This is a genomic window from Campylobacter concisus (assembly GCF_002912425.1).
GTDB lineage: Bacteria > Campylobacterota > Campylobacteria > Campylobacterales > Campylobacteraceae > Campylobacter_A > Campylobacter_A concisus_AH.
Map to the genome: position 1 here is coordinate 1 of NZ_POYR01000180.1, position 18,981 is coordinate 18,981.

Below are 18,981 nucleotides of genomic sequence, written 5' to 3' on the forward strand. Positions count from 1 at the left end.
AATTACTTCTATGCACTATATGGCTTTTTGTTTAGATTTTAGGATCGTCAAAATTTATAAATTTTTCTAGCCCCAAGTGAAACAAATGGGGCTAGAGTAGGGATTATTTTTTAGCTACAAGAGCGTTTTTTAGCACATCATCGATCGTATCTACGGCGATGATCTTCATGTCGCCTTTTACTTCAGCTGGGATATCGACAAGGTCGCGGTCATAGTTTTTACGAGGTATCAGAGCTGTTTTGATGCCAGCTTTGTGAGCGGCGATGAGCTTCTCTTTTAGCCCACCGATCGGTAGCACTCTACCCGTTAGCGTGATCTCACCAGTCATCGCCACATCGTGTCTTACTTTTGTATCAGCAAGTATCGATGCGATCGCTGTCGCCATCGTGATACCAGCGCTTGGACCATCTTTTGGCACTGCACCTTCTGGCACGTGCAAGTGAAGATCATAGCGTCTATAAACGTCGCTGGCTTCTAGCTTGTGCTTGTCGTCGTCAAATTTTGGCACGATAGCCATTGGCACTTTTAGCTTTTTGTTATCTATCAGCACTTTTACCACGCTAAATGCGATCTGAGCACTCTCTTTCATCACGTCGCCTAGCTGGCCAGTGATTTGCATATTGCCTTTACCTTGGATCCTGATAGCCTCGATCCTTAGCACGTCACCACCAACACTCGTCCACGCGAGGCCATTTACCAAGCCGATCTGGTCTTTTTTATCCGCTGGCTCGATCTCATAGACCTTTTTCTCTAAAAACTCTTTTAAATTTTTAGCCGTGACGCTGATCTTGCCTTCATTCTTTTTGGTGAGGATATTTTTGGCGACTTTTCTTAGTATGTCAGCGATCCTGCGGCGTAAATTTCGTACACCACTCTCTCTTGTGTAGTCGCTAATTATTAGCTCAAGCGCCTCTTTGCTTATGCTCACATCGCTTGGTTTTAGGCCGTGCTTTTTAAGCTCTTGAGGCAAGAGATATTTTTTAGCTATCTCAAATTTCTCTTGTGGGGTGTATGAACTAAGCTCGATAAACTCCATCCTGTCGCGAAGTGCAGCTGGTATCATGCTCACGTCATTTGCTGTGGCGATGAAGATGATCTTGCTAAGATCGATGTTGAAATTTAGGTAGTAGTCTCTAAATTTGTTATTTTGCTCTGGGTCTAAAATCTCAAGTAAAACAGCGGTCGGATCGCCTCTGTAGCTTCTGCCAACCTTGTCGATCTCGTCTAAAACAACCACTGGGTTCATCTGCTTGGCTTCTATGAGCCCTTGCACGATGCGGCCTGGCATAGCGCCTATATAGGTGCGGCGGTGGCCTCTTAGCTCGTTTACGTCCTCAAGTCCGCCAAGTGCGATCCTGACTAGCTCACGCTTTAACGCCTTTGCGATCGAGTTTGCAAGACTGGTTTTACCCACGCCTGGAGGTCCTGCAAAGCATAAAATGGCACCGTTATTTACCTTTTCGCCAACGCCTCTAAGCTCCAAAAGCTCACGCAAAGCAAAATACTCCTCTATGCGCTCTTTTGGCTTTTCTAAGCTGTAGTGGTCGGCATTTAGGTGCTTGCTCACTTCAGCGATAGATGACTTTTTCTTAGCTATGTTTTCAAATGGAATTTCAAGTACCCAGTCAAGGTAGCTTTGCAAGGTGTTCGCGTCTGCTGAGTCTGGATGCATGCGAGAGAGTTTGTCTATTTGTTTTTTGATCTCTTTATAGGCATCCTCAGCCATAAATTTCTTCTTCGTATCAAGCTTTTTGCGGTACTCCTCAAGCTCCTCTTCACGGCTCGTATCCGCTCCAAGCTCAGCTTGAATTTGCTTTAGCTGCTCTTTTAAAAAGTACTCTTTGTTTGTCTTGTCGATCTTTGAGTGAACCTTGTTTTTGATCTCTTTTTGAAGCTTGTTTGCCTCGATCTCTTCGATGACGTAGTCGATGAGTTTTAGTAGGCGCTGCTCTAAATTTTCTTCGACAAAAAAGCTATAAGCGATCTGTTTTTTTAGACGAAGCGCGCTTGAAACTAGGTCGCAAACTCTGATCGCCTCAGCGCTCTCTTCGATCGTTTTTAAAAGATCAGGTGGGAAAAAGTGGCTAAACTGCGAAAGCTCTCTTACTTTTTCTCTTAAAACTACGATGAGAGCGTCAGTTTTGACCTGCGATGGGCGCTTTACGTGGAGCATATCGACGATGCCGCGGAGTGGATTTATACCTGATTGTTTTAAAATTTTACCTTTGTCTATGCCCTGAAATAGCACTTTTACGCGTCCGTCAGGTAGTGGCACACGGCGCATTATCGTGCCGATAACGCCTGCGTCATATATGCCGTCAAAGTCTCTAGCGCCGTCTTGCTGTGGCTTTGTAGGCACGACAAGGATCGGCGTCTCTCCTTGTATGGCAAGCTCAAGCGCTTTTAAATTTTCTTCGTCGCTTAAAAAAAGTGGCGTTATCATAAATGGATATAAAAATAGCTCATCCTCAACTATGATAGGGATCTCAGTTGGGAAGCCTTTGTTTTCGTTTATTTGCAAAATTTCTCCTATTCAAACAGTTTTCTATACCATGCCACGTCAGGTTTGATAAGGTCTGAGTTTTTAAACGGCGACTCTTCTAGCTTTTGCTCGTAAATTTTAGCCGAAACGTCACGGCCAGTTCTCTTGTAAAGATCTGCTATTTGCATATCTAAGAAGTAAAGAGCGAGCTTAAATTTGATAAGCATGGTCTCGATAAGCGGCTTATACTCGGTATTTGGATACATATAAAGAAATTTCTCGATCTCGGTTACGCTATCCTCCATTAGCTTTTGGTTGCGGTTTGGCTGGGTAAATGAGTCAAAATTTGCTTTTATCTTTAGATATTGAGCAAATTCTGTTTTTGGGCCGTTATCGCCGTATCTTTTGATGTACTCGTCAAGATAGTGATTTGCCATTAGATACTCTTCGTCATTTGCGTGAGCTTGGGCAAGGATGAGTAAAATTTGCTCCAAAAGTGGGCTTGCAACGTGCTCACTAGCCATTGAAACATAGTGTTTATCAGCTGACTCCAGATCGCCATCTTTTATGTCAGCGATGACCTGAGCGTACCACTCGTCTGGAGTTAGATTGTAAAGTTCGGTGTATTTTTCAGCACAACCGCTAAAAAGCCCTAAAAGAGCCACAACTGCTATAAATTTAGAAAATTTTTTCATGCTTTTCCTTAAAAATTTTAAATTCGCTTATTTTACATTTTTTGGCATTATTTTTGTATAAATTTTTTAAAACTATGCTAAAATAAGGTAATTTTACAAAACAGGAGTTAGTATGATTTTTAGTGTTAAAAGCCCTATTTTAGGCTTCGAGCATATCAAGACGATGGAACTTATTGAGCTCGATAAATTTTTTGTTAAGCTAGCTAGCAAAGATGACGAAACATCTTTTACCATGATAAATCCTTTCGCGTTAAGAAGTTATGAATTTGACATCCCAAGCTACTATGAAGAGCTTATGGATATTAAAGAGAGCTCACAACTTAGAATTTATAACATCATCGTAGTTGCCCTCCCTCTTGAGAAATCAACCGTGAATTTCGTAGCTCCTATCGTTTGCAATATGGACAATATGACTTTATCTCAAGTAGTGCTTGACGTTACAAAGTATCCACAATACGGACAAGCTGAAATGATAGAAAATTTCATACAAAAGTAAGTCGCAGGGAAGCTTTTTAAAAACAATCCTTGGTTTTCTTTCGTATCAAGGAGATTACAATGAAAACTATATGTCTTCTTCTCTTTATTATTACATTTAGCTGGTGTGCACCTAGTGAATGCACATCAGACGAAGCAAAGTCTATCGGCTGTAAAGTCACTAAACCTTATAATGAAAATAGCACCAAGGTGCAGTATTTATGCTTTGTAGATGCCGAAGAGTATGTTGATGGTTCTTCTAAAAATATCCCTCACTGCATAACGACCTATCCTAGAACTTGGACAGTAGATACAAAACCTTTCCCTCTTTTTTCTTCGCTAGCGCAAGATCACTTTCATGGTTATATTTCAAACGGATTTAAGTCATTAAAAACTGCTGTTGATGATCATTCTTCAGTAGGGCTAAAACAAAGAGTTATAAATGGCAAGTCAAACATAAGAGTAAATGGCGATATGGTCACCATAGGTGCTACTGTTATGATCCAGAGAGATGGCGAATATAACTTTGATCCTAGCCCAACTAATAATAAATCATCGGTTTATTCTGAAAAGATTTTTAAAAATGATGGTGGCTTTAGCGCTAGTAACTTTACGCAGTGTCGAAGTGATTTTGTTTATAATCTAAATAAACTTAGTTATTGCCAAAACTCAGCATCATCTACATTCGACTTTAGTGAAAAAAACGATCATGTACAAAAATATCTAACTGGGAAAAACGTGGTCTACGCCAGGCTTTACTGGGGTGGTTCTATCTATCAAAACTGGAAATTTAAAAATGAAGTAGCGGCAGATTTTATATTAAATGCGCTGAACTTTATAAAAGGATATAGCAGGATAGACTTTAAAGTCCCTGGCAAAAAACAAGCCATAACGATAGACGCCAAACCAGAGGATATCTTTTGGACAGGTTCGTTCAGCGAGTATCGACCAAAGTCAATGACCTTAGAAGCATACGATGGAAAGCCAAATGAGCACCACAAAACGGCCGTAAAAGCTGGCATAAACTACGTATATGTTGCAAGTGCTGATGTAACAAAGATCGTTCAAGATAGTCTTGGAACAACAAAAGAGGAGAGAACTTTTTATGCTGGAAACATCAGAGCTACGACCACTCCTATTAAATACGATTTGCTGGAAGATAGTGATAGGTATTTTCAAAGAAGCAATGGTGAACAAGTTGATTTAGGAGGTGTATGGGGTTCATTATTATTTTCGCCAGTTAATGGACATAAATATGGTGGATATTGGATGCAGACAAATCCAGCACAATATGCTGGTTGGAGCTTGGTTATCATCTATAATTTTGACGATGAAACTGCCAGAGAAAATAATATAGAGCCAAAGATGGTTAGTATATTTGACGGTCTTGAAAAGCTTGCACCAGAGTGGCTTACAAATTATGAACTTGAGCATGGGGCTTCTAAACCAAAAACATCTATTGTAGAAATTAAATTTAACAATCTTAATAATCCAAAACATGGGGATATAAACGCAACACTTACGATGCTTTCTTTTGGCGCTAAAAGGGAGGTTGTAGGTGATGATATAGAGATAAAACATAAAGGTATTTTTAAGAGTGTAATTAGCAAATACAATGAAAAAGGCAATCAGTTTAACTCAACTATGACAAAATTTGGAAAGCTTATAAATCCTGACAAGAATTTTACTAATCAAATTGACCTAGATATATTTGATATCTCAAGTTTTATAGAAAATAAAGATCCAGCAGTCCAGATGCGTTTTACAGTTGCATCGACCTTGTTAAACAAGGGCGGAATTAAAATAGTAAATGCTGATCGTCCAAATTTAGCATTAGTTGGTTTTTCTAGTCGTATGTATAGACCAGAAGTTTGCTATGTAGAGGATTTGTATTATAAAGAGCCTGGTAAAAGCGGGTTCGTAAAAGCAGATAAAATTAAGATAATGGACAAAGGAGTATTAAAAAAAGAGATAATAGAAGCAAAAGGCATAAAAAAAGAGACTATATTAAAATTTATTGTAAAAATAATGAATAAATCAACAAATGAAGATGCTGAAAATTTTGTGCTAAAAACCATTATAAATCCGAGCCAAAAATATGAACCAAACTCAACAACAATAGTCCAGACAACGACAGCGTCTAATTATTCTGATGGTATGCCTGGACAAAAGCATGATGCGGATAATGTTGGCTTACAACGACTTAGTGGCAATAGTCTGACTTTCTTTTTGGGACAAGGTGCTATGTCAAATAGAGGTGGCACGATCAAGAAAAATGAAGGTAATTATGCCTACGTTATATATAAAACCAAACTCGAAAATAATTTTAAAGAAAATAGCTACAAAACAACTATTACAAGCACAAATCCTGCTATAAATTTAGATCCTTATGATACATATATTAAAAAATGCCAACCTTATGATTTTAATATAACACTAGAAGGAGAAGATGAGCCAAATGATTTCGTGCCAAGTAGCAAGCCAGATGATGGCACAGGAGCTTTTAAAAACAGACTTCTAACTCAGATAGTCTCAAAGCCATTTGATATTTATATCACAAACTACGGAGAGGACGGTAAAAAAAGAGCGCCACACTCTCCAGTAGATGTAAAGGTGGAGTTGGTCACATCATGTGACGCCACATCAAATTTGTATGAAAAAGATATAAATTTTAATCAGGATATGATTACAAATAAAATAAGTGAGATTTTATTAAAAGATATCAAAGTAGATAGGGCTTATAGTAGTCTTAAATTTAGAATTTCTCATCCTAACCCTAAGAAAAAAACAGATCCTACAGCACCAGATAAAATCACAGCATGTGAAAATTTAGATGACTTTGCTGTTAGACCAAGCCACTTTAGACTCTGGGACAACGAGGCAGGTACTATTATGAGTACTTCAACAAAGTCTTTTACTGGCGGCGAGACATATAATGACGCCATTTCGCTTGCTGCTATGAGGCCAAACGATAGTGATCTAGCAAGAGGCTATGCAAATAGCCTACTTGCAAGCCTTGTAGCTAAAAATGGTAACGTCTGTAATGCCATTTTAGATAGCAAAAACAGGCTAAATGTAAAATTTACAGAGGCAAGTGGAGGACTTGGCAAGATCACACGTAGTGCAAATAGCAATGATGGCTTTTCATACTCAGATATAGGTGATACAACTTTTTATGTAGTAGATAGCAGTTATACTTCAGTAGATCAGCACATTTCTCCAAGAGGCGATGACTGTGTGAAAAAATATAGAAAACCAGTGTTTGATCCAAACAACCCAGCAGATGATCCAGATGGTATCGGCAGGGTTAGCTGTGATATCGAGCTCAAAAAAGAAGGCAATGTCACATTTCAGTTTATCCCAGAAGATATGCAAATAAGCAATTTAAAAATCATAAAAGACGACGACGTGACTTATCTTGACAATGACGGTATGCAAAAAGTAAAACTTTGTTTTGATGTGACTGCAAAACTATCTGATACATTAAAAAATCTGCATCCAGAGCTTTATGGCGACTATAGATACTCAGATGAAAAATATCTACCTGCAAAGTTTTATGTCGATGCTTGCTATGCAAATGAGGCTAATTTTGAGCTAAAACTGCATAGAGTCCCTTTAAATTTTACAGACAACAACGGCAATGTTGGCACGCTTGAAAAGGCAAATGAAGAAATTTTATTTTTTGAAGTTCTTGGATCAAATACTAAAAAATTAACTGGTTCTAACGCTAAAAAAGGTATGTTTTATATTAAAAAAAGTGCATTTGAAGAAGGTAAGGCCAGTGCAGAAGTCTATTTTAACTTCGCTAGAAAAGTAAATCACGCTAAAAATCCTTTTACGGTATTTAGCGATGATTTTAGTCTTGATAACTTAGATACGATCATAAATTCTAAGTCTTATAAATATGAATCTCCAGCCAAAAAAACATCGGCAAATTTCTACTATGGCAGGGTCTATGCGCCTTATTACGAAGGTCCAGCAGATGGATTTTTTGCCAAAATTTATTATGGTATATATTGTGATGATTGCGACAAAGCTACATACTTAACAAGCGGTACTGGCACATGGCAAGCTTTTCCAGCGGCTACTTCATGGTATGTAAATCCTTCACATAAGGCAGGGGTGCTTAAATTTGATGATTTTAGCTTTTCTAATAATACGGTTTTGGGAAATAATGTAAGTGCTGTAAATAATGGCGAGCAACTCATTTTTGTAAGTAACCAAAAGCCAGTTAAAGACATAGCAAAGATGCATGCTAATATGTGGCTAATATATAATGAATTTAATAAAGATGCTACAACAAATGATTTTACATTAAAATTTCTAGTGCCAGATGGTAACTGGGCTGGTAAGACACTAAAAGAAGGTTCAGAAAAGGGCGATGTAGGAAATGTAGTGGGTGCAGAGGGAAATTTCAAAGACCTAAGCAAGAAGACAAATAGGAGAATTTCTTGGTAGATCCTAGCCATTTTTTTGTAGATTTTAAATTTCAAAAAATAAGCATACATTTAGAACCAAGAAGATATACTTGCCCACTATGGCAAGAAGCCACTATGTTAGTTGCATTACGGAGATTGTAGATTGAAAATTCTTTTTTTTATTCTTTTATCTTTTATCTATGTTTTTGGCGATGCTGATCCTGATGCTCTTGTATTGCCAGCTAATGTCGGTGAGTGCTCTGCAGAGCAAGCTGCAAGCTGTAACGGAAAAGTTTGTAAGATCGACTTTGATGGCATGAAGCACTGCGTTACGCCTGCTCAAGATACATGGGTGGTATATCCATCAGATCCAACTTCTAATAATAGTAGTTCAGTAACACTAGACGGATATCTTGATAATAACAATCCAGACAATACACTTAGTAAGCAAGATAAATTTACAAGAATATTTGGCGATATGGACGTTATCGGAGCTAGTGTCATCATGCCAAGAGTGCTTGGCTATAACTTTGATCCAAAGTCAAGTGCTGCTGGAGGTGATCCTTTGGTTGAAACCTCTCAGATTGTAGAAAAGACATATGTCAATGAAGAGCCAAGTCTTGCTGGTAGGAGATTTAAAAACTCATCTCGCGCGACTTTTAAATTTGAAAATAAAAGTGAATTTGAACGAAATAATATAGATGGTAAAAAGATAAAATATGCAAGGCTCTACTGGGGCGGTGCTATATATGGTGAACGAACCGCAGAATACCAGCTGCTAAAGAATTTGTTTGAAGATATTTTTGGCTACTCTAGCGTTAAATTTAAAACACCAAAAGGAATATATACTGTAAAAGCTGATTATGATGATATCAAGTGGGAGAGTTCATTTACTTCTTATAATAAAAACTCAGTGCCAAGAGATACTTACTATCCATACTGCTATCACAAAAATCACCCAAATGATACTACCTATGCAAATTGGTGCGGTGATCCAAGTGGCAATTACAAAGATGCAGTTCACTATAATACAGCTGACCCAAACAAAACAGCCCAAAGATCAAATTTAGGCGCAAGAAGTGGCGCATCGTACTTTGTCTATCAAGCAAGTGCTGATGTAACTAAACTAGTACAAGATAGCCTTGGCACAACTGAGGCTGGCAGGACATTTGCTGTTGGCAACATCGCATCAACCATCTTTAAATTATCTAGGAACTACAACTATAATGTAACGATAAGTAATGAGACAAGGACTTTAACATTATCTTATGGTTCAGTTTTATATGGTGATGGAGGCTGGATATATAGCTATGTGCCATCTCAGTTTGGTGGTTGGAGCTTAGTCATAGTCTATGACTTTGGTGAGAAGGTTGGAGAGGACAAACACATAAAACCAAGGGATGTTAATATCTATAGTGGTATGGCAAATATCTCGCCTAATGTCGAAAGAAACAAAGTATTGCAAAGTGCACAAAAAACAGAGATAAATTTAAAATTTGAAGACTTTTTTACTCCATCTGCTGGAACTATAGATTCTAGTTTGGCATTTATGGGTTTTGGTGGACGCAAAGAGATCACAGGCGAAGATATAATGATAAAAAAGAAAGATGGTTCATTCGAGAGTCTTTTTACTGCCGCATCTCCGTCAGGATTAAATTTACAACACAATCAGTTTGACTCATCTATAACGAGATTTGGCAAACTTGCCAATGTAAATAAAAAATATAATGCAATGATGGATCTAGATATATTTGATATATCAAATTTCATGTCACATAGGCAAAGTGAGGTTGATATTAAGTTTAACGTAAAGGCTGAAAAGATAGGTGACAATATCCAAGGCGATAGGATAAATCTTGGAATGGCTGGTTTTTCAACGATACTTTATGACCCTGAAGTTTGTTATGAAGAAACAATCTCTACTACTAAACAAAGTATAAATGCAGAAGGCAGAACTATATATACTGATGATATAGAAGTAAAAAAGGGAGGGGAGGGTACTACTTCGGTAAAACCTGGAACCTTGATAAAAGTTTTAACTACTATAAAAAATAGAGGCAATGAAGATGCAAACAAGGTTCGTGTAAAAGTTAAACTAGATCCTAAATTTATGAGCTATGTGGATAAATCTGGTTGTACGGAAATTTTTAAACCTGGTGGATCAACCGTAGCATGCCCTATGGACGATAATGGAGCGCATTATTTTAAGAAATTAAGTGATTATAATCTAAGGTATTACGTCGGTCAAGGTGCTAGTAGTTCTCAAGGTGGTACAATAGAAAGATCATATCGATATCCAACAGATATTAGATTTGTAGGGACTGTAAGTGCAAATTCTGAATATCGTAAGATAGACTATGAAGCTGAATATGAAAGTACGATTGCTGGCAAGACCATAAAATATAAAGGCAAGATAAATGAATGTGTGCCCAAAAACTATAATTTAACGGTAACTAATGAAGGGGAAAATAACTTCTATCCGCGAAGTAAAGCAGATGACGCAGGTCCAAATTTTAAAAATAGACTTTTTACAAAGATAGCAAACAAGCCTTTTGATATCACGATATCAAACTATGATAAGACTAACGGGGCTTTAAAAGCACCTGACTCAAATACCGACGTGACGTTAAAGCTAGTGACTGATTGTAGTTCAAATAATTCGGTCATACCTGAAAAAACTTATAATTTTACTACCGCGACGCACACCCTTACAAAAAGCGTAACAGTGCCGATACCATATCCATCTCTGCACGTAAAGCTTAGTTATCTTAATAAGCTTACAAATTTAACTGATGAAAAATGCGAAGACTTTGATACTTTTGCTGTTAGACCAGCCAAATTTGATATTTATGATTCGCCTAATGGCCCTATGATAGGCGGTAAAAGCCATACTGATTTTATAATCGGTGCTTATGATGCTAAAGGGGACCTTACAAAAGGATTTATAAGTACAGCAAGTAGTGATATAAAGGCTGGTGATGGAGCGCAACTACTACCAAAGGTATTTGCTGGCTGCACTATACCAGCAGATCTATCAGATAAGGATAGCAGAGAAAATAAATTTGAGATAAGCTTTAACAACCCAAATAAGGCTATCGGAGTTATTACAAATATTAGCACTAACAAAGTGGGACTTTCTTTTTCAGACATAGGAGATACAAATTTTTATGCTATGGACTCAGTTTATACGAGCGTAGATCAAGATACGAATCATGGAAATGACTGCGTAAAATCGTATAGTAGAGACTCTAGGAAAAACCGAAATAATCCACTAGATTTATACAACAATGATTTATCAATAGATCCAAATAATCCAAGTCACGATCCAGACGGTATGGGTAGGATAGGTTGTAATATAGTGTTTGAAGAACAACACAATCAACTAAATTTTATCCCAGAATACCTTGATGTGAGTGATTTTGAGATCATATCAAGTGACTTTTCGTATATCTCAAATGAGGAAACTTTGTGGTCTCCGACATTAAAATTTAAAGTAAAAGCAATGTTGTCTAATGAAAACCCAAGAGCTTCTGGCGACAATACAGCACATCTTTATAAAAGTGGCTGCTATGCAAGTAATGCTGTCTTTAATATAAAAGTAGGGGATATCATACCTAACTACATAGACAACAATGGGTCAAAATTAAGTAGTGATGAAGATGGTGTTAAAAAGCTAAATAGTGAGATACTATTTTTCGGTACTACTGATCAAAATGCGATTGTTCAAAAGCTAAAAGTATCGCCTCATGATGGTGGTTATATGGTAAAAAAAGAGGCTTTTAGAAGCGATGGTACAGCTGAAATAGATCTCAAATTTAACTTCAAGCGTGAAAAAAATGTAGCCAAAAATCCTTTTGAGGTGACAAGCGATATATTTACCTTTACAAAATTAGCCGAAGATGAAAATAGCATAAACAAAACAAAAGGTAGCCAATACTTAAAACCATCTAGGAAAACATCGGCGAAATTTTACTACGCTAGGACATACGCACCTTACTATGAGGGACCAAACACTGGCTTTAAAGCAAAAATTTACTACGGAGTGTATTGTAATGGCTGCGACGAGAGTAAATTTATGTTGCAAAAGCCAGGATCAAGCTCTCGCTGGGAGGAGTTTGCAGGTACGCACTCATGGTATGTAAATCCTCTGCACGATGCTAGTTATGGCAATGTCGATAGTTACAGCTTTTCAAATCACACTACGCGAGATACAGCCAAAGAGACAGCACTTAGTGACGGCGTCAGCTACATTTATGTAAAAAATAACCGAGCAGTTACAGATATAGCCAAGATGCATACGAATAACTGGCTCATATATAATGAATTTGATAAAGATGCGGCGACAAATGATTTCACAGTGAGATTTCTCGTGCCAAATGGCGACTGGGCTGGCAAGACCCTAAAAAGTGGCTCTGGCAAAGGTGATGTGGGAAATGTCATAGGCGGCGAAAACAACTTTAACGATCTAAGCGATAAGACAAATAGGAGAATTTCTTGGTAAAAAGAGGCTTTTCTCTTATAGAGCTTATCCTCTCGATAGTCGTTGTGGCGATCATCAGCACGTCGATACCGCTTGTACTAAAGACCACATCTGAGCTAAATCAAAAGGCGGTTACGCAAGAGAGTTTGATGAATGCTAAGACGTATGTGGGGCTTATCTTAAAAGCTCCTTTTAGTAATAGGATCATAAAAATCTCAAACGTTAGTGCTAGCGCTGAGACTGCTTACTTCTTTCCTATCATATTAAAGCCAGGCGATAAAAGAAACGAATTTTATAAGATAAATAAAATAACAGGCGATGGGCATAGGGTTTTTGCTTACGAAAACTCACCAGAGCTAGAGCCACCTGATGCATCTATAAGGTCGGTAAAATACTACGATGAAAGAAATAAAAATTTAAACACAACAAATCAAAATAGAGACTATATAGTTGGCTCAAACTATAATGTAATTGTGAATGAGAGCAATGGCTGGTTTAAGCCAAATTTAGGGCTAGATAACAGCGACGTAAAAGAGATAGTAGTAACTGCTACTGCATATAAAAATGACACAAAACAAGAGACGACATCAGTGCTAAGAGCTTACGCTTTTAACCTAGGCGAGGGCGGCTCGCTAAATACGAAAGCGTGGAAATGAAAAGAGCCTTTACTCTTCTTGAGCTTGTAGTCGTCATCGTCGTACTTGGTATCATCGCTATGATGAGCTTTAATGCCATAATGAACATCTACTCAAACTACTTTCAAACAAGGACAGTAAATGAGCTCGAGACGCAAACGGAGATCGCACTGGAGCAAATTTCAAAGAGGCTAGAGCACCGCATAAAGCCAAGCGTGATCGCTAGAAAAACTGATGGAGCTTTTTTGGCACTAAATGATAGCGGGGTAAATTTAAATGCCGAGTATGAAATTTTAGAATTTATCCCCTATGCGTATGAAATTTTTAATGACGTGCCTTCTGATAATAAAGCAGGCAGATATAGTGGCTACGCAGATCTTGCTAATAGCTCACCAGCAACTGGTCTTATAAGTCCTGGAAGTAATTTTACTACTGGAGTTGTCGAGACCATAAAAGATCTAACTTGCAGGGAAGATACAAATGCCACTTGTGTTGATTTTAAAAATAAAGATGGTGGCGTTGCAGCGATATTTTCTGATGTTTATTATGATGTGCAAAACTCTTTTGGGTATAAAGGTGTTTCAAATTTAGACATAGCAAAAGTTGGTGTAAAAAGCATAGACGGCGACACGCTAGAAATTTCAGGATTTGCTAACAAGCAAATTTCAGAGCAGTACCATCTAGCCTACACTGCAAACGCCATAGTACCAGAGCAGAGCCAGAGCCAAGCAGACAAAAATAACGGCGTCTTTGATCTAAATTTATACTACGACTATCGTCCATGGATGGGAGAAAAATATAAACCAAATGGCGAAAAGGCAACCCTTGCTAAAAACGTTACGAGGTTTGTCTTTACTGAAAAAAATGGCGTCATCGTGCTAAAGCTTTGCATGAGGGCAAAAAACTCAGAGATAACCATCTGCAAGTCAAAGGCGGTTTATTGATGAGGCGAGGATTTACGCTAATTGCAGCGATATTTTTTGTGGTGATCGCAAGCTCTATTTGTATGCTAGCTCTTTCGATCGCTAGTACTTCAGTTAAGCAAAATAGTGAAATTTATCTAAGAGAGCAAAGCGAGCTAGTAGCCCGTGCAGCGACTGAGTACGCCATGCTAGCTATCATAAGCAATGACTTTTATAAAACTGGAGCAGTTTGCCTTGGCGACGAGCACAATCCGATAAGTGGCGAATTCGGCGACCTCTTTACCTTTAAAGTATATGTAAAATACTTTGGCGATATGGGCGATGCTTGTAAAAACAAAGATGCTGTGATAGTAAAAGGAGCAAATCAAGGCACGATAATGCTCGATGTCTTTGTCAGCTCAAAGCCAGGAAAAGCTTCAAATCCTATAAATTTTCACAAACGAACTCTTCAGAAACTTTAAAATTTTATAAAGATTTTACTTTAATTTGCTTTTAGTTTCGTCGTGTTATAATCATCTTACTTTCTATAAAGGAGATTGCGATGAACATAAGCATTGTAGGAAAACAATTTGAGCTAACAGAACCCATCAAAAACTACATCCAAGACGCTTTTGACACCCTTGGCAAGTACAACCTTGACATCATCTCAGCAAGATGCGTAGTAGGAGCAGATGAAAAGCAAGGCAAAAAGGGCTTTAATGCAGAATTTTCTCTAAATATGGCACATAAAGACACGATAGTCGTCCGCCAAAAAGATAAAGATCTCTATGCGGCGATAGATCTTGCTATCGAAAAGGCTTCAAAAGTTTTAAGAAGGGAACATGATAAGAAATTTACAGTAAAAGGTAAGGCCGATGATAAAGAATTTCGCTCTAGAATAGGTGAAGAAAAGATCGAAGGCGTCGAAGAGATCGTGCCTATGGAGCTTGAAATTTACAAACCTCTTGAGGTAGAAGAAGCACTTGATAAACTAAAATCAAGCGATAAACAATTTTATGTATTTAACGATGTTGATGCCAAAATGCGCGTCATCTACAAAAGAACAGACGGAACTTTCGGTCTATACTAAAACTAGGGGCGCTTTGCCCCTAGCTGATTTTTAATATAAATTCTCTATTCTTTAGTTATTTAAGCTATTTTTAAATGATTGCTAACTATAATACGACTTCTTTTAAGTGTTCCGGATTAGCTCAGCGGTAGAGTAGGTGACTGTTAATCACTTGGTCGCTGGTTCGAACCCAGCATCCGGAGCCATTTCTTTTTATATATTCTTTTCAAATTCCAATTTTAACGATGTTTCAAGAACTTTAAGTTTCTTGGTTTTTATATTTTTTCCTTTACTTCCCCTCGGCTTTATTTGTTGTTTGAAATTATATCGTTCTAATTTGCTGTCAAAATATGATTATATGTTAGGCCTTAGTCGAAGTTAAAATAAATTTTCCTTCATTCATCCTAGCTTCATTTTAGGCTTTTATAATGCGCTCATCCAAACGAAAGTTGGAAATCAAAAATAAAAGGATTAAAAATGAAAAAGGTACTAGGTGCAGCAGTTTTAGCAGCAATTTTAGGAGCAACAAGTTTGCAAGCAGCCATCACGTCAAAAGAGGCTTTAAACATAGCTGAGAAAAACTTCCCAGGCTCAAGCGTCAAAGATATCGAGATGAACGTCAAAAAGGGCGTGACATTTTATAAGATAGAGTCTTTTAAAGACGGCGTCAAACAAGATATCAAGATCGATGCTAACAGCGGCCAGATCGTAAAAGTAGAGAATAAAAATAAAAAACATATCTTGCCGATCGAAGCAGTAGATTTTTCAAAATTTACTCTTAGCATCGACGATGCTGTAGCTAAAGCTCAAGCGCTCGAGGCTGGTTGGAGCCTTGATGAGGCAGAGCTTGATAATAAAAATGGTGCTTGGATATACAAAGTAGAGCTTAAGCGCGACAGGAGCGAGAAAAAGGTGATCATAAACGCTCAAACTGGCGAGATAATCGGCAACTATACAAAGTGATCTAGCGCCCTTTTTGGGCGTTAAATTTTTATAAAGGTGAAAAAGATGAGTGAAAATTTAGAGCAAAATTTAAACGATAACGTTAGCAAGCAGGGTTTAGAGAAAAATTTGAACGAAAATTTTAGCCAAAGCGCGAGAGAGAATTTAAGTAAAAAAGCCGAGGCTGGTACTAATAAAAATAGTTACGAAAATTTAAGAAAGAGCGAGCAAATGCCTGAAAATTTAGATAAAAATTCAAGCGAGGCAAACAGTAGCGCAAAAAATTTAAGCCAAGCAGCTCCAAAATGCAAAGCTCAAAATTTCTTTAAAAATGCGCTCGAGCTTTCACTTCAAGGTGTAGCTGGTGCGCTTATCTACACTGGCAAGGCTGGTGTGTGGCTATCAAACGTTACAAACTGCCTAAAAGACGAGGCGCAAAGGGCGGAGCTATCAAAGATAAATGAAGAGCAGGCTAAATTTGAAAGAGTGGCTTGCATCTTGCCAGAAAAAGTCAAAGAGATCGTCACAGAGCGCCTAAAAGTAGAGCCAAACGAGGTGGAAATTGAGCCGATCTATCTAGCTAAAAAACAAAGTTTTGGCACGCTTGGGGCGGAGTATTTTTATGACGCAAGGGCTAAATTTAATGGCTTTTTGTATGATTTTAAGATAGGCGCAGCAAATGGCGAAATTTTAAATCTAAAAATAAAAAGCCAAATTTGATAAAATAGCTGGCAAAACCAAGTGAGGCAGGGATGAAAATTTTAGTCGTCGAGGACGAAATGGACCTAAATAGCGTCATTACAAGGCACCTAAAGAAAAACGGATATAGCGTCGATAGCGCGTTTAACGGCGAGGAGGCGATGGACTTTACCGCCGTCGCGCACTACGATCTCATCGTGCTTGATCTTATGATGCCGGTGATGGACGGACTTACATTTTTGCAAAGATCGCGCACCGCAAAGCTAGCGACCCCTGTGCTGATACTAACGGCAAAAGACGATGTGGATGACGTTGTAAAGGGGCTTGACGCGGGCGCGGATGACTACTTGGTCAAGCCATTTGACTTTAAGGAGCTACTAGCTAGGGTGCGCACGCTCATTCGCCGAAACAGCGGCAATGTGGCTAGTGAAATTTGCGCAGGCGAGCTAAAGATCGACCTTTCTAAAAAGTCAGTCGAATTTAACGGCGAGCAGGTCGAGCTCACCGGCAAAGAGTATGAAATTTTAGAGTTTTTGATGCTAAACAAGGGCAGAATCTTAACTCGCGACCAGATCAAAGAACACGTCTGGGACTTTGACTACACAGGCGGCTCAAACGTCATCGACGTCCTTATAAAAAACATAAGAAAAAAGCTTGGCGAGTGCGAGGTGATCCAGACTAAAAGAGGGCTTGGCTATGTTGTTAAGGATTAAACAAGCGCTTGCAAACATCCCAATAACCGCGCGCGTAACACTTTGGTACTCGTTTTTTATCATCGTTATCGTGGCGGCTCTCATTGCTATCTCGGCGGTCGTGGCGGATGAGGTTTTTGAGGACGTGAGCCAAAAAAAGCTAGCCAAATCAGTCACCAAAATCGCCAATGATATGGATGAGTTTGAGCCATACGATGATGGGATATTTTTTATAAAATATAATGCAAAAGGCGATGTGATCGGTGGTCTAGCGCCAAAACACTTTCAAATTTCACTTAAAATGAACAGCGGTGCAGTGCGCCTTTTTGAAAACGGCGAAAACCGCTTTTACTACTACGACATCGCAGCTAAAGGCAAAAATGTCTGGGTCAGAGGCGTGATAAATGCAGAGAAATTTTTTAAAAAAGAGGGGCTGTTTTTACTGGCTCTTGGCGTTTTTGTGCCGGTTTTGTTTCTCTTTGTGCTTTACGGCGGCTATAAAACGATAAAAAACGCGATGAAGCCAGTCGCTACGATGTCAAAAACCGCGCTTGAGATAGGCAGCAGCCGGGACTTTTCAAAGCGCATAGACCTACCTGCTGGCAAAGACGAGCTGCATGCGCTTGCAAGCGTTTTTAACCAGATGCTTGACTCCCTAGAAAAGGTCTATCAAGGCGAGAAACAGCTCACCTCGGACGTCTCGCACGAGCTGCGAACGCCGCTATCTGTCATCATGGCTGAGAGCGACTACGCTAAAAATTACTCGCAAAATTTGGACGAGGCCAAAGAGTCGCTGGAGGTCATCTCTAGGCAGTCAAGAAAGATAACCTCGCTGATAGATCAAATTTTGGAGCTCTCAAGGCTAGAAGCTGGCAGAAATTTGGAGCTAAAAGATATAAATTTAAGTTCTATCTTGCAAAATTTAGCCAGCGACTATGAGAAGCTAGCAAATGAAAAAGGGTTAAAATTTAGCTGCGTTGTATCGCCAGATGTCCAAATTTTAGGCAATGAGCTGATGATCTCAAGGCTAGTGGATAACTTTTTAAGCAACGCACTAAAATTTGCAGAAGCTAAGATCGAGCTAAATTTAACTTTCACAAAAACGCACGCACTTTTGTCTGTAAAAGACGATGGCTTAGGCATCTCTAAAAAAGATATCGAGCTAATCTGGAATAAATTTTATCAAGTTGAAAGCTCAAGAAACAAAAGCCAAAACAGAGGCAGTGGGCTTGGTCTTGCCATCGCTGCAAATATAGCTAAAATTCACGGCGCAAAGCTAGGCGTAAAAAGCGAAGCAGGAGCTGGGAGCGAATTTTGGGCAGAATTTGAGCTTGTAAATTTAAAGCAAGCATAAATTTAGGTAGTTTGCTAAGACAAAATTTATGCAAGAGTAAAACAAATATAAGAGTGAATTTAAATTTCACACAAAATGGCGTCTATTCACAAGCACAAAACTATAAAGGCTATGAGATAGATGAATATTGAGCAAAGTA

General features: G+C 38.5%; 13 protein-coding genes and 1 tRNA gene. 12 read left to right on the top strand and 2 right to left on the bottom strand.

All coding sequences use genetic code 11. The features are described from left to right. Window positions 1-103: 103 nt before the first annotated feature. Window positions 104-2,521 (bottom strand): endopeptidase La, encoded by a 2,418-nt coding sequence (gene lon / locus CYP84_RS09650; protein ID WP_103637401.1) that lies wholly within the window; start codon window positions 2,519-2,521, stop codon window positions 104-106. 8 nt (window positions 2,522-2,529) lie between these two features. After that, window positions 2,530-3,177, bottom strand: coding sequence for an outer membrane protein assembly factor BamD (locus CYP84_RS09655; protein ID WP_103637402.1), 648 nt, complete (start codon window positions 3,175-3,177; stop codon window positions 2,530-2,532). Window positions 3,178-3,289: 112 nt separating this feature from the next. Between CYP84_RS09655 and fliW the strand changes: the two genes are divergently transcribed. The 12 genes from fliW (at window position 3,290) to CYP84_RS09715 (ending at window position 18,842) form a co-directional block, all read left to right on the top strand. Further along, entirely contained in the window at window positions 3,290-3,673 is a 384-nt protein-coding gene (fliW, locus tag CYP84_RS09660) for a flagellar assembly protein FliW (RefSeq protein WP_012140104.1), read from the top strand. Between the two features lie 59 nt (window positions 3,674-3,732). Beyond that, the gene (locus CYP84_RS09665; protein WP_103637403.1) at window positions 3,733-8,109 is read left to right on the top strand and encodes a hypothetical protein; all 4,377 of its coding nucleotides are present in this window, start codon (window positions 3,733-3,735) and stop codon (window positions 8,107-8,109) included. Between the two features lie 123 nt (window positions 8,110-8,232). Then, entirely contained in the window at window positions 8,233-12,570 is a 4,338-nt protein-coding gene (locus tag CYP84_RS09670) for a hypothetical protein (RefSeq protein WP_103637404.1), read from the top strand. Then, entirely contained in the window at window positions 12,564-13,205 is a 642-nt protein-coding gene (locus tag CYP84_RS09675) for a type II secretion system protein (protein ID WP_103637405.1), read from the top strand. The genes CYP84_RS09670 and CYP84_RS09675 overlap by 7 nt, the downstream gene beginning before the upstream one ends. Next, window positions 13,202-14,128 (top strand): prepilin-type N-terminal cleavage/methylation domain-containing protein, encoded by a 927-nt coding sequence (locus tag CYP84_RS09680; RefSeq protein ID WP_103637406.1) that lies wholly within the window; start codon window positions 13,202-13,204, stop codon window positions 14,126-14,128. Before CYP84_RS09675 ends, CYP84_RS09680 begins: the two co-directional genes overlap by 4 nt. Then, window positions 14,128-14,568, top strand: a complete 441-nt coding sequence (locus CYP84_RS09685; RefSeq protein WP_103596995.1) for a type II secretion system protein — start codon at window positions 14,128-14,130, stop codon at window positions 14,566-14,568. The genes CYP84_RS09680 and CYP84_RS09685 overlap by 1 nt, the downstream gene beginning before the upstream one ends. Before the next feature lie 80 nt (window positions 14,569-14,648). Then, window positions 14,649-15,176 carry a ribosome hibernation-promoting factor, HPF/YfiA family gene (gene hpf, locus CYP84_RS09690; RefSeq protein ID WP_004317788.1) on the top strand — a complete coding sequence of 176 codons (528 nt, stop codon included), beginning with the start codon at window positions 14,649-14,651 and terminating at the stop codon, window positions 15,174-15,176. A 110-nt stretch (window positions 15,177-15,286) separates the two neighbouring features. Then, a tRNA-Asn gene (locus tag CYP84_RS09695) sits at window positions 15,287-15,361 on the top strand. Window positions 15,362-15,632: 271 nt separating this feature from the next. Then, window positions 15,633-16,118: a PepSY domain-containing protein gene (locus CYP84_RS09700; protein WP_103599474.1), complete on the top strand. Its 486-nt coding sequence runs from the start codon at window positions 15,633-15,635 to the stop codon at window positions 16,116-16,118. A 45-nt stretch (window positions 16,119-16,163) separates the two neighbouring features. After that, window positions 16,164-16,817: a hypothetical protein gene (locus CYP84_RS09705; protein ID WP_103599473.1), complete on the top strand. Its 654-nt coding sequence runs from the start codon at window positions 16,164-16,166 to the stop codon at window positions 16,815-16,817. A gap of 32 nt (window positions 16,818-16,849) precedes the next feature. Next, window positions 16,850-17,509 carry a response regulator transcription factor gene (locus CYP84_RS09710; protein ID WP_103616343.1) on the top strand — a complete coding sequence of 220 codons (660 nt, stop codon included), beginning with the start codon at window positions 16,850-16,852 and terminating at the stop codon, window positions 17,507-17,509. Then, the gene (locus CYP84_RS09715; RefSeq protein ID WP_103637407.1) at window positions 17,493-18,842 is read left to right on the top strand and encodes a sensor histidine kinase; all 1,350 of its coding nucleotides are present in this window, start codon (window positions 17,493-17,495) and stop codon (window positions 18,840-18,842) included. Before CYP84_RS09710 ends, CYP84_RS09715 begins: the two co-directional genes overlap by 17 nt. Window positions 18,843-18,981 lie beyond the last annotated feature (139 nt).